Source organism: Micromonospora sp. NPDC005174, from assembly GCF_040608495.1.
Classification (GTDB): Bacteria; Actinomycetota; Actinomycetes; order Mycobacteriales; family Micromonosporaceae; genus Micromonospora.
In genome coordinates this window covers 301,081-313,458 of the sequence record NZ_JBEXIJ010000001.1, presented here as the reverse complement: position 1 = coordinate 313,458, position 12,378 = coordinate 301,081, and the positions used below count along the sequence as shown (strand labels likewise).

At 72.1% G+C, this 12,378-nt stretch carries 12 protein-coding genes; 4 read left to right on the top strand and 8 right to left on the bottom strand.

Annotation, left to right across the window (positions count from 1 at the left end; translation table 11 throughout):
• Positions 1-47 precede the first annotated feature (47 nt).
• The 5 genes from ABZU91_RS01445 to ABZU91_RS01425 all read right to left on the bottom strand — a co-directional run bounded on the left by ABZU91_RS01445 (position 48) and on the right by ABZU91_RS01425 (position 4,771).
• Positions 48-908 carry a trypsin-like peptidase domain-containing protein gene (locus ABZU91_RS01445; protein ID WP_355232972.1) on the bottom strand — a complete coding sequence of 287 codons (861 nt, stop codon included), beginning with the start codon at positions 906-908 and terminating at the stop codon, positions 48-50.
• Between the two features lie 32 nt (positions 909-940).
• Complete coding sequence (locus ABZU91_RS01440) at positions 941-1,900, bottom strand: VWA domain-containing protein (RefSeq protein WP_355232971.1); 960 nt, start codon at positions 1,898-1,900, stop codon at positions 941-943.
• The gene (locus tag ABZU91_RS01435) at positions 1,897-2,928 is read right to left on the bottom strand and encodes a DUF58 domain-containing protein (RefSeq protein ID WP_355232970.1); all 1,032 of its coding nucleotides are present in this window, start codon (positions 2,926-2,928) and stop codon (positions 1,897-1,899) included. The genes ABZU91_RS01440 and ABZU91_RS01435 overlap by 4 nt, the downstream gene beginning before the upstream one ends.
• Entirely contained in the window at positions 2,925-3,974 is a 1,050-nt protein-coding gene (locus ABZU91_RS01430; RefSeq protein WP_355232969.1) for a MoxR family ATPase, read from the bottom strand. The genes ABZU91_RS01435 and ABZU91_RS01430 overlap by 4 nt, the downstream gene beginning before the upstream one ends.
• A 284-nt stretch (positions 3,975-4,258) precedes the next feature.
• Complete coding sequence (locus ABZU91_RS01425; protein ID WP_355232968.1) at positions 4,259-4,771, bottom strand: hypothetical protein; 513 nt, start codon at positions 4,769-4,771, stop codon at positions 4,259-4,261.
• 294 nt (positions 4,772-5,065) lie between these two features.
• Between ABZU91_RS01425 and ABZU91_RS01420 the strand changes: the two genes are divergently transcribed.
• Positions 5,066-6,061, top strand: a complete 996-nt coding sequence (locus ABZU91_RS01420; RefSeq protein ID WP_355232967.1) for an endonuclease/exonuclease/phosphatase family protein — start codon at positions 5,066-5,068, stop codon at positions 6,059-6,061.
• A gap of 91 nt (positions 6,062-6,152) precedes the next feature.
• On the opposite strand, the gene cimA is transcribed toward ABZU91_RS01420, so the two are convergent.
• Entirely contained in the window at positions 6,153-7,736 is a 1,584-nt protein-coding gene (cimA, locus tag ABZU91_RS01415; RefSeq protein WP_355232966.1) for a citramalate synthase, read from the bottom strand.
• Between the two features lie 291 nt (positions 7,737-8,027).
• On the opposite strand from cimA, the gene ABZU91_RS01410 reads away from it, so the two are divergent.
• The 3 genes from ABZU91_RS01410 (at position 8,028) to ABZU91_RS01400 (ending at position 9,953) form a co-directional block, all read left to right on the top strand.
• Positions 8,028-8,558, top strand: a complete 531-nt coding sequence (locus ABZU91_RS01410; protein ID WP_355232965.1) for a carboxymuconolactone decarboxylase family protein — start codon at positions 8,028-8,030, stop codon at positions 8,556-8,558.
• Positions 8,559-8,691: 133 nt separating this feature from the next.
• A complete protein-coding gene (locus ABZU91_RS01405) occupies positions 8,692-9,150 on the top strand; it encodes a PRC-barrel domain containing protein (RefSeq protein ID WP_355232964.1) in 459 nt (152 codons plus the stop codon).
• Between the two features lie 56 nt (positions 9,151-9,206).
• The gene (locus ABZU91_RS01400) at positions 9,207-9,953 is read left to right on the top strand and encodes a tyrosine-protein phosphatase (protein ID WP_355232963.1); all 747 of its coding nucleotides are present in this window, start codon (positions 9,207-9,209) and stop codon (positions 9,951-9,953) included.
• Positions 9,954-9,999: 46 nt separating this feature from the next.
• Here ABZU91_RS01400 and ABZU91_RS01395 read toward each other — a convergent pair whose 3' ends face one another.
• The gene (locus tag ABZU91_RS01395) at positions 10,000-11,097 is read right to left on the bottom strand and encodes a branched-chain amino acid aminotransferase (protein ID WP_355232962.1); all 1,098 of its coding nucleotides are present in this window, start codon (positions 11,095-11,097) and stop codon (positions 10,000-10,002) included.
• A 163-nt stretch (positions 11,098-11,260) separates the two neighbouring features.
• On the bottom strand, positions 11,261-12,292 hold the full coding sequence (locus ABZU91_RS01390) for a 3-isopropylmalate dehydrogenase (RefSeq protein WP_355232961.1): 1,032 nt from the start codon (positions 12,290-12,292) through the stop codon (positions 11,261-11,263).
• Positions 12,293-12,378 lie beyond the last annotated feature (86 nt).

Below are 12,378 nucleotides of genomic sequence, written 5' to 3'. Positions count from 1 at the left end.
GCCGGATATCCGACACTGGCGGCGGCCCGCTGGGCCGTTCGGGCAGGTCAGCCGCCCTTGCCGATGATCGTGTCGGCGGTCCGCTGCACCTGCTCGATCGGGATGGCGAAGCCGATTCCGATCGAGCCGTTTCCGTCGATGGTGGCGATGGCCGTGTTCACTCCGACCACCTCGCCCCGGGCGTTGACCAGCGGCCCGCCCGAGTTGCCGGGGTTGATGGACGCATCGGTCTGCACCGCGCGGTGCCGGTTGTTGCCCAGCCGCACCTGGCGGTCCAGAGCGCTGACGATGCCCGCGGTGACCGTCCCGGACAGACCCAGCGGTGAACCCACCGCCAGCACCGGCTCACCGACCCGGGTGGCACCCGGCTTGGCCAGCGGCAGCGGGGCGAGCCCGGCCGACGGTGGCACCTTCAGCACCGCCAGGTCGCTGCGTGCCTCCCGACCGACCACCTCGGCTTCGTACCGCCGGCCGTCGGGCAGTTCCACAGTCACCGGTCCCCCACCGCCCTTGGCCAGGATGTGGTCGTTGGTGACGAGGTGCTGCTGGTCGTCGATGGCGAAGCCCGAGCCCGTCGCGGACGCGCCGTTCGCGCCGCCGGCGAGCACCGACACCACGCCGGGCACGGTCCGCTCGGCGGCGGTGACCAACTCCGCCGGCACCGGCGCGGCGGATGCCGCCGCCGGCCCGGCGCCGCCGTCCCGGCTGGCCACCACCCCGCCGGCCAGTGCGCCCGAGACAGCCGAGACCGCCACGACCGCCAGGGCGGCGAGCAGCCGGCCGGAGCGCCGCCCGCCGGGGTCCCGCCCCGAGCCGGGAGCGTCCCACCACCCTCGCCCGTCCGGATCGAGGTCCGGTGAGATGAACCAGGGACCGCGCGGTTCGCCCAGTCCGGTCTGCACTGCCATGCGTACTCCTCACGGTCGACGTCTGCTGCGGGTCAGGGCAGTCGGGAGAACCAGCGCATCGAGCCGGCGGCGGCGCCCATCGCGAACACCAGCCCGAGGCCGATGAACCGCGCCGAGACGTCCTGGCGTTCGGTGCGGTAGCCGACCGAGCTGCCGATGTCGTCGTAGACGGCGCGCAGCTCGTCGATGGTGCTGGCCTCGTGGAACATCCCGCCGGTCTCGTCGGCGACGGCCCTGAGCGTCTGCCCGTCGACCGGCACCTGGATCGGCCGTCCGCCCCGGTCCACGAACCCCGACGGCGTACCGAAGGAGATCGCGTGCACCGGCACCTTCGCCGCGACCGCCTCCGCCGCCGCCTCCATCGGGTCCATCCCCGACGTGTTGGCCCCGTCGGAGAGCAGGATGATCCGGGCCGGCGGTGTCTCCTTCGCGGCCTCGCTGTCCAGGCTCTTGACCGCGCCGAGTGAGGTGTTGATGGCCTCGCCGATGGCGGTGCCCTGCACACCGGTCACCCCCTCGGCGAGGCGGCCGATGCCCTCGTCCAGGGCGTCCCGGTCGGTGCCGGGCGGCACCAGGACGGCGGCGCTGCCGGCGAACGCGACGAGCCCCACGTTGAACTCGTCGGGCAGGCCGTCGACGAACCGTCGGGCCGCCTGCTTCGCCGCCGCGAGCCGGTCCGGCTCGACATCGGTGGCGAGCATCGACGTGGACACGTCGACGGCCACCATCACGGTGGCACGCTCGCGGGGGACCCGGACCTCGGCGGAGGGCCGGGCGAAGCCGACCACCAGCAACGCCAGCATGGCCAGGAACAGCCCGGCGGGTACGTGCCGTCGCCAGGCCGGACGTTCGGGCGCCACCCGGTCGAGCAGCCGCAGGTTGGTGAAGCGGACGGCGTACCGCGCACGTCCCCGCTGCATCACCAGGTACGCGACGACCAACGCGAGCACGGCGACCAGCAGCCACAGCCGCAGTGGAGACTCCCAGCTCACGCGGCACCTCCCCGGGCGGCCCCGGCCGGCGCGGCGGCCATCCGCCGTTGGGCGTGCACGTGACGGACGATGTCCGCGCTGGCATCGCGGTCGGTACGCAGCGCCAGGTGTGCCGCCGCGCTCCGGCGCAACGACTGCCGGACCTGGTCACGCTGGGCGGCGGCAGCCGCGGCGTAGCGCTCCCGCAGTCGGCGGTCCGATGTGCACACCTCGCGGCGACGGCCGGTCTCCGGGTCGACGAGCGTGATCAGACCGACGTCAGGGAGTTCCAGCTCGCGTGGGTCGGTCACCTCGATCGCCAGCACCTGGTGACGTACGGACAGCCGGCGCAGCGTCCGCTCCCAGGGCGGCGGCTCATTCGGGTCGTCCGGCAGACCGTCGAGGAAATCGGAGACCACCACGACGAGGCCGCGCTGGTGGGCCACCCGGTGCAGGGCGTCGAGCCCGTCCGCCAGCTCCGGCGCCGGTGGGGGCGCCGTCGACCGCCGCCCCGGCCGACCGGTGGGCGCGGTCGCACGCGGGGCCGTCAACAACGTCCGCAGCAGACCAAGCAGATGGGTACGCCCGCTGCGGGCCGGAAAGCGTCGTACCCCGTCGGCACCCAGCACCTGGGCGCCCAACCGATTGCCGACGCCGGCGGTCAGGAAACCGACCGCCGCCACCGCGGTCACCGCCAACTCCCGCTTGTCCAGCTCCGCGGTGCCGAACTCCATGCTGGCGCTGGAATCCACGAGCAGCCAGGTCGTCAGTTCCCGGTCGGCGTCGACCTGGCGGACGTGCGGCACAGCGGTCCGGGCCGTCACCGCCCAGTCCATCCGGCGGACCTCGTCCTCCCCCGGCCGGTACTCCTTGCTGCCGGCGGGTTCGCTGCCCGGCCCGGGCAGCAGGCCGCGATACTGGCCGTGCAGCAGACCGTCGAGTCGCCGGGTGACGGTCAGTTCGAGTCGGCGCAGCCGCTGATCGGGAGTCAGCTCGGCCAGGCCCGGGTCGGGCGACGGGCCCGCCGTCGTACGGCTGGCGCGTCTCATGCCGCCGCCAGATCGGGCGTTTGCTGCGGGTGCCCGGCGGCCAGTCGGGGCGGAGGCACCGCCTCCACGAGCCGCCGGACGATGCTCTCCGCCGAGACTCCGTCGGCCACGGCGTCGAAGGACAGCACCAACCGGTGGGACAGCACGTCCACCGCCAACTCCCGGACGTCCTCGGGCAGCACGTACTCCCGTCCACGTAGCAGCGCCTGCGCCCGGGCGGCGGCGACCAGGCCCAGCGTGGCCCGCGGGCTGGCACCGTACGCGAGCAGCGGCGCGATGTCCGCCAGGCCGAACCGGCCCGGGTCGCGGGTGGCGAGGATCAGCCGGACCACGTACTCGGCCAGGGCGTGGTGGACGAAGATCCGCTCGGCGGAGGCCTGCAAGTCCTGCAGCCGTTGCGGATCGAGCACCTGCCGCGCGCGGGGCCGGTCGCTGCTCATGCGGTAGAGGATCGCCAGCTCGTCGGCGTCGCTGGGGTAGTCGACGACCACCTTCATGAGGAATCGGTCGCGCTGCGCCTCGGGGAGTTGGTAGACCCCCTCGGACTCGATCGGGTTCTGGGTGGCCAGCACCAGGAACGGCGCGGGTACCGGCCAGCTGCGCCCGCCGATGGAGACCTGCCGTTCCGCCATCGCCTCCAGCAACGCCGACTGGACCTTGGCCGGTGCCCGGTTGATCTCGTCGGCCAGCACCAGGTTGGCCATGATCGGGCCCAGCTCGATGTCGAAGGTCTCCTTCGACGCGCGGTAGATCCGGGTGCCCACGATGTCGGAGGGGACCAGGTCCGGCGTGAACTGGATCCGGGAGAAGGTGCCGCCGACAACGGTGGCGAGGGTCTGCGCCGCCAGGGTCTTGGCCACCCCGGGCACGCCCTCCAGGAGGCAGTGCCCGTTGGCGATCAGTGCGGTGAGCAGGCGCTCGACGAGCCGATCCTGCCCGACGATCACGCGTTTGACCTCGAAGAGGGTCTGTTCCAGCTCGACGCCGGTCGGCTCGGGATCGACCGAGGTGGGCATGCTGGCCAGGGTGTCCGAGATGTCCGTCACGGTGCTTGCTTCCCGGGCCGGGGCCCCGACAAACGTCGGATTGTGCGGCCCGGACCGGCCCGGAGCACCCGCAACGGGCACGGGCCGCGCGAAAGAGTGACGAGCGACGCGAGCCGGGTCGCGGAGGGCGAAATTGCCCCGGGCCGGCCCCGACGGCACGACGCGGGTCGGTCACCGAGGCGGGATGCGGGTCGTCTCGAATCACCTGGGGAGCCGGACGGGTCGAGAACAACGCACGATCCGGCCCCCGCACAGGATGCGCGGGGGCCGGTCGGTCGGTTCGGTCAGGGTGTGTGGGTGAGCAGCGTGAAGCCCAGGTCGGTCGGCGTACCGGCCGAGTTGCGGGTCTGGACGAACACCGCGTTCGGGGTGCTGAGCCGCGGGGCGACCGAGACCTCGCCGGCCGGCGGGATGCAGCAGGCGTCGGACCGCGAGATCGTCGCCAGGAAGGCGCCGGCCGAGACGGTGTAGCCGAACTGCACCTCGTACTGGCCGGGGCCGTACTTGAGCACGGTGCCCGTGCCCCGGGCCTTGGTGCCGTTGGAGTTGACGACGGTGAAGACGGTGGTGGCCGCCAGGGTGGTGGCGTTGCCCGACTTCAGCGCGGCCTTCGCCGTGCGGGCCGACTCGGCCGTGACGGGCGGCTGGCTGTCCGTGCTGCGCGCCGCCGCCGGTTGGACGGACGCCTGCGGCGCCTTCGCCGACGGCTGGGCGACGGCGATACCCCCACCAGCGAGGGTGAGCGCCGCGACAGCGAACGTGATCGCCGCCGCCTTACGTCGGAAGGATGTACTCATGACAGGTCCCCCTTGTGTGACCGTGCGAATTCGGCCGACCCGCGGGGCGGGACGGATAACTGCCAACAATGGCGCTTACGGTTGATTCCTCGGTAATTTACACCTGCCCTGAGCTGCTGTTACTACTCAGAGTTGCGTCGTTTCAACCAGATGGAACGTAGCACCGCAAAAAGCCGTGAGTCAATAGTTGATCTCGCATTATCGGCCTGTCATCCAACCGTCAGATAATTGTGAAAGGTGAACGCAACACCATTCGCATAATTGCTCGGGAACGGGACCGTTAGGCTGACCGACATGATCGTCACCGACGGCCCGTCCACGCCGACCCGCCGCCGGACGCCGATCGGCACACTGCTCTGCTGGGTGGCCGTCGGGCCCACAGCCGTCTGGGCCGCCGTACGCCTCACCGGGCTGGACCGGGGGCCACTGGTGCAGGCGCTCGCGTTCACCCCGTACGTCGCCGGCTGGAGCGTGCTGGCCCTCGGGCTCAGCGTCGCGCTGCGGCGTCGGTGGCCGGCGGCGGTCGCGGCCCTGGTCGCGGTGGCGCTGCTCGGCGTGGTCGCTCCCCGGGCGCTGGCCGCGCCGCAGCCGACGGTGACGGGGCCGACGATCCGGCTGCTCACCGCGAACCTGCTGGCCGGCTCCGCCGACGCGGCGACGCTCGTGGATCTGGTCCGCCGGCACCGGGTCGACGTGCTCACCGTGCAGGAGTTCACCCCGGACGCGCAGGCCGCGCTGGACCGGCTCGGGCTCGACCGACTGCTACCCCACCGGCAGCTCAACGCGCACGACGGCGCGCCCGGCTCCGGGCTCTACTCGCGCTGGCCGATCAGCGACGTCGGTGTCCGGAACAACCGTGGCGGCTGGCGATTCAGCCAGTCGTACGGCACCCTCGCCGTCCCCGGCGGTCCACCGGTCCGCGTCGAGTCGGCCCACCCCGCGGCGCCATCCGCACTGGACCAGGTCGACGCGTGGCGTACCGACCTGGCCGCCCAACCGCCGGCCACCCCGAACGGTGGCCTGCGGATCCTCGCCGGCGATTTCAACTCCACCCTGGACCACGGGCCGCTGCGGGCGCTGCTGCGCACCGGTTACGTCGACGCCGCGGACGCGACCGGGAAGGGACTGACCGGCACGTGGGGCCCGTACGACGGCGACCTCATACCCCCGGTCACGATCGACCACGTGCTTGTCGACCGCCGCATAGCCGTCAACGAGGTCAGGGTGCTGTCTCTCCCCAAAACCGACCACCGCCCCGTCCTGACCACCCTGAGGCTCCCCACCCCCTGACCCCGTCGATCTTGCACTTTGTGTCGCCGCATCAGGGACAAAGGCCGCGTGACGTCGACACAAAGTGCAAGATCGCGGGGGTGGGTGGGGATCAGACCGTGGCGGGGGCCAGGCCGTAGGTCAGGGCGTCCACCAGAGCGTGCCAGCTCGCCTCGACCACGTTGGGGTGCACGCCCACCGTGGTCCAGTCCCGGCCGGCGCCGTTGGCGGTCTCCAGCAACACCCGCGTCACCGCGCCGGTGCCGTGGCTGCCCTCCAGGATGCGCACCTTGTAGTCGGCCAGCTCGAACTCGCGCAGCTGCGGATAGTGCCGGGCCAGCCCCACCCGCAGCGCCTCGTCCAGCGCGTTGACCGGGCCGTTGCCCTCGGCCGTGGCGATGATCCGCTCACCGCGTACCCGGATCTTCACGGTCGCCTCGGAGACCACGGAACCATCCTCGCGGTGCTCGACCAGCACCCGGTACGACTCCAGGGTGAACGGCCGCGCCGGACCGCCCTCGGGGAGTTCGGAGCGGACGAGCAGCTCGAACGAGGCGTCGGCGGCCTCGAAGGACCAGCCACCGGCCTCCAACTCCTTGACCCGCTTGGTGACCCGGGTCAGCGCCTCCGGACGGTCGGTCAGGTCCAGGCCGAGCTCGCGGCTCTTGAGCTCGACGCTGGCCCGGCCGGCCATCTCGGTCACCAGGATCCGCATGTCGTTGCCCACCACCGACGGGTCCACGTGGTTGTAGAGCAACGGGTCGACCTTGATCGCGCTCGCGTGCAGCCCTGCCTTGTGAGCGAAGGCGGCGGCCCCGGCATACGCCTGGTGGGTGTCGGGGGCGATGTTGGCGATCTCGGCGATGGCGTGCGAGACCCGCACCATCTGCTCGAGGCAGCCCTCCGGTAGGACCGGCATGCCGAGCTTGAGTTGAAGGTTGGCGACGACGGCGAAGATGTCGGCGTTGCCGGGGCGTTCGCCGTACCCGTTGGCGGTGCCCTGCACGTGCCGGACACCGGCCTCGACGGCGGCGATCGTGTTGGCCACGGCGCACGCGGTGTCGTTCTGCGCGTGCATGCCGAAGAACGCGGGGTCGACGCCGAGGCGCTCGGTCAGGTCGTGGATCGCGGCGGTCACCTGGGACGGCAGCATGCCGCCGTTGGTGTCGCAGAGGACCATCCGCTCGGCGCCCGCGGCGAGCGCGGTCTGCACCACGGCGGCGCCGTACGCCGGATCGTGGCGGTAGCCGTCGAAGAAGTGCTCGCCGTCGACGAAGACCCGGCGGCCCTCGGAGACCAGGTGGCTGACGGTGTCGTGGATCATCGCCAGGTTCTCCGCGCCGGTGGTGCGCAACGCGCGTTCGACGTGGCGGATGTCGGCCTTGGCGACCAGCGCGACGGCCGGGGTCTGCGCGTCCAGCAGGCCGCGCACCTGGGGGTCGTCGGTGACCGCGACACCGACCTTGCGGGTGGCGCCGAACGCCACGAGCACGGCGTGACGCAGCGTCAGTTCGGTGCGGGCGCGACGGAAGAACTCGGTGTCCTTGGGCACCGCGCCCGGCCAGCCCCCCTCGATGAAGCCGACGCCGAACTCGTCGAGCAGCCGGGCAACCGCCAGCTTGTCGACCACCGAGTAGGTGAGCCCCTCGCGCTGGGCGCCGTCGCGCAATGTCGTGTCGAAGACCTGGAACGTCATCAGGATCCTTTCTCGGAGCAACAAAAAGACCTCCCGCGGGATGCGGGAGGTCTGCGCGCTCGGCAGAGGGGAGAGCCGGCGCGCTAGGTCGCAATAATCAGGGCGGTGCTGGTCACAATCGTTACTCTGCCACTCGCCCCGGTTCTTGGGAGAAACTATCCACATCGCGGGACGGTACGAGCGGTGTCGCGACGCCTGACCGCCGGAGGACCACCCCGCCCGCAAGGAGGACCCGTGCTCACCGTGTCGCTCGACGCCGACGCCCCGCCCGCCGAGGTCGAGGGCTGACCCGTGGGACTGGACACCATCCGGGCGGCCCTGCCCGCGTACGCCGAGGACATCGCCCGCAACCTCGACGCCACCATCAGCGACTCGACGCTGACCCGGGCGCAGACGTGGGGCACGGCCCTGGCCTGTGCGGTGGCCGCCCGTAATCCGCTGGTACTGCGCGAGATCGCCGCCGAGGCGCTCGACCACCTCGGCCCGGACGGCGTCGAGGCGGCCAAGGGCGCGGCGGCCGTCATGGCGATGACCAACATCTACTACCGGGCGACCCACCTCGTCGGCGACGCCGCGTACGCCTCGATGCCGGCCCGGCTCCGCATGCAGATCATCGCCCGTCCGGGCGTGGACAAGAGCGACTTCAAGCTGTGGTGCCTCGGCGTCTCGGCGATCAGCGGCTGCGAGGTCTGCCTCCAGACCCAGGAGAAGGCGCTGCGTCGCCGTGGCGTCACCCGCGAACAGGTACACGAGGCGCTGCGGATATCCGCCGTCGTGCACGCGGCGGCGGTCACGCTGGACGCCGAGGCAGCTCTGGCCTGACGCCCGGCCGCCCGGGCACGCCACCCCGGCGCGCCGGCCGGTTGCCGTTTCCGGCACCCCGCCGCCGGGTAGCTCCTGCGGTGACCCAGGCACGCCAGGCCGAGACGATCGGCGACAGTCAGGAGTGAACGGCATGGACAGGATCGACCCGCACTCCGCCCACGCCGGGCCGGACCCGCTGCGCGGCGGCGACCAGGGCGCCATTGCCGGCGGCGCACCCGCCGGCGCATTCGACCCCTGGCGCTACCGCGACGTCGCCGCCGTGGCCGACGCCGACCTGGTCGGTTACAAGGTCGAGGCCACCGACGGCGGAGTCGGCAAGATCGACAGCGCCAGCCACGAGGTCGGCGGCAGCTACCTGGTGGTGGACACCGGGCCGTGGATCTTCGGCAAGAAGGTGATGCTGCCGGCCGGCACGGTCAACCAGGTCGACCACGACCAGCGCACCGTCTCCGTCGACCGGACCCGTGACCAGATCAAGGCCGCCCCGGAGTACGACGAGACCAGCCACAGCGACCCGGCGTACCGCGACAAGCTGGGCGGCTACTACGACGAGACGTACGGCGCGCTCCCCCCGGGCACCGCCCGTTGACCGATAGGGCTGCACGGCCGGTGGGGTACGAGCCCACCGGCCGTTACCGTGTGCGGGTGGACGCCATCGATGACGCACGACACCGCACACTGCCGGCGACCTTCAACTTCCGCGACGTCGGCGGCTACCTCGGCCACGACGGCCGCACCGTACGCCATGGTCGCCTCTACCGCTCCGACTCCCTGCACCGGCTCGACGAGCAGGACCGCGACGCGTTCGCCGCGATCGGCATCCGCACCGTCATCGACCTGCGCCGCCCCACCGAGGTGGAGCGCGACGGTCGAGTGCCGGCCTACCAGGGGCTGACCTACCGGCACATCCACCCGGAGCACGAGGACTGGTCGCTGACCCCGCACGAGAAGGGCACCGACCTGGCGCGCTACCTCGCCGACCGCTACGCCGCCCTGGCCCAGACCGGCACCGTGGGCCTGGGCGAGGCGGTCGGGCTGATCGCCGACGCGGTGAACGCCCCGGTGGTGGTGCACTGCGTGGCCGGCAAGGACCGCACCGGCATCGTCTGCGCCCTGACCCTCGCCGTCCTGGGTGTGAACGACGCCGACATCACCGCCGACTACGCGCTGAGCACCGAGGCGTCGGCCCGGTTCAGCGCCTGGCTGGCCGCCACCATGCCGGACGCCGCGGAGGTGCCGGCGCCGTTCCTGGCGTCACCCGCCGAGGCCATGCAGATGTTCCTGGACGAGCTGCGCGAGGGGCACGGCTCGATCGAGGCGTACCTGCGTCATGCCGGAGTGACCGACGAGCAGCTGGCGGCCCTGCGCGACCACCTGCTGGACGAGGGTTAGGCAACGGCTGACCGGCCCGTCGTACGGGCCGGTCAGCCGACGGACGTCAGAGGACCTGACGCACCCAGCCGTGCGGGTCGGCGGCCTTGCCGCGCTGGATGTCCACCAACTGCTGGCGCAGCGACATGGTGACCCGGCCGGGCTCGCCGCCACCGATCAGGAACTCACCGTCGGGGAAGCGCACCCCGCCGATCGGGGTGATCACCGCGGCGGTGCCGCAGGCGAAGACCTCGCGGAGCCGCCCGCTGGCCGAGTCGGCCTGCCAGTCGGCGAACGAGACCGGTCGCTCCTCGACCCGGTGCCCGGCCTTGTCGGCCAGCGTCATGATCGCGTTCCGGGTGATGCCGGGCAGGATCGTGCCGGTCAGCGGCGGGGTGACCACCGTGTCGTCGTCGTAGACGAAGAAGACGTTCATGCCGCCCAGCTCGTCGACGAAGCGGCGCTCCACGGCGTCGAGGAAGACGACCTGGTCACAGCCCGCCTCGATGGCCTCCGCCTGGGCCGCCAGCGACGTGGCGTAGTTGCCGCCACACTTGGCCGCGCCGGTGCCGCCGGGAGCGGCCCGCGTGTAGTCCGGCGAGACCCAGACCGTGACCGGCTTGACCCCGCCGGTGAAGTACGACCCGGCCGGTGAGGCGATCACCATGTACAGGTATTCGTTGGCCGGGCGGACGCCGAGGAACACCTCGCTGGCGAACATGAACGGCCGCAGGTAGAGGCTGCCGTCCTCGTCGGTGGGAATCCACTCCCGGTCGATCTCGATGAGCTTGTGCAGCGAGTCGACGAACACCTCGGGCGGCAACTCCGGCATCGCCATCCGCCGCGCCGAGTCGACGAACCGCGCGGCGTTCGCGTCCGGCCGGAACATCGTCACGCCACCGTCGGCCGTCCGGTACGCCTTCAACCCCTCGAAGATCTCCTGCGCGTAGTGCAGCACCGCGCTGGCGGGGTCCATCGGGATCGGCCCCCGCGCCTCCACCCGCGCGTCGTACCAGCCCTTGCCCTCCGCGTAGCGAATCGTGACCATGTGGTCGGTGAAGACGCGGCCGAACCCGGGGTTGGCCAGCAGGGCGGCCCGGTCGGCGGCGGATACCGGCGTGGGATTCGGACGGATCTCGAAGTCGATCTTGTCACCACCGCTCATCGCGCTGACCTCCCTGCGGGACAACGGCATGCGGGACCGCACACCGAATTGGCTGTGCCAGAAACTTACCCCGAACGGTCGTTCAGAAGGTAGCGCCGCTCGGGACCGGGTGGACTGCCCGGACAGGCGGATTCCGCCCCGGCCGGGAGCCGGCCCGGGGCGGTCAGGCTACGACGTGGGCGGCGAGCCGGTCGCCGACCTCGGCCGTACGCAGCGTCGCACCCGGGGTACGGGCGGCAAGCTCGGCGGCGACCGCCGCGTCGACCCGGGCCGCCGCCTCGGCGTGCCCGAGCTGCTCCAGCAGCAGCGCCACGGAGAGCACCGCGGCCACCGGGTCCGCGACTCCCTGCCCGGCGATGTCCGGCGCGGAGCCGTGCACCGGCTCGAACATCGAGGGGTACGCGCCCTCGGGGTTGATGCAGCCACTGGCCGCCAGCCCGATACCGCCGGTGACGGCGGCGGCGATATCGGTGAGGATGTCGCCGAAGAGGTTGTCGGTGACCACCACGTCGTAGCGCTGCGGCTGGGTCACCAGGAACATCGCGGCCGCGTCGACGTGCTGGTACTCCGTCGCGACGTCCGGGTGCTCGGCGGCGACCGCCGCGAATGCGCGCGACCACAGCGACCCGGCGTGGGTCAGCACGTTGGTCTTGTGCACCAGGGTGACCTTGCGCCGCTCCCGGCGACCGGCCCGCGCGAACGCGTCGCGGATCACCCGCTCCACGCCGTGCCGCGTGTTCAGGCTCTCCTCGGTGGCGACCTCGGCAGGCGTGTCGCGGTGCAACGTCCCGCCGGCGCCGGCGTACAGCCCCTCGGTGCCCTCGCGGACCACCACCAGGTCGACCTCGCCGGGCTTCACGCTGCTCAGCGGACCGGCGACGCCGGGCCACAACCGCGACGGACGCAGGTTGACGTACTGGTCGAAGGCGAACCGGAGCTTGAGCAGCAGACCGCGCTCCAGGACACCGGGCGGCACCGTGGGGTCACCCACCGCGCCCAGCAGGATCGCGTCGTGCCCGGCCAGCTCGGTCAGCACCGAGTCGGGCAGGACCTCTCCGGTACGGTGCCAGCGGGCGGCGCCGAGGTCGTACTCGGTGGCCTGCACACCGGGGAGCACCGCGTCGAGAACCTTGCGAGCCTGCGCGACCACCTCGGGCCCGATGCCGTCCCCGGCCACCACCGCGATCCGCGTCACGCCCACTCTCCCCACGCTCGGACTGCCCTGTCCGGCAACGGTACGTCGCCGTCCCGCCCCCCGGTACGATGCTTCCAAGATGCGGG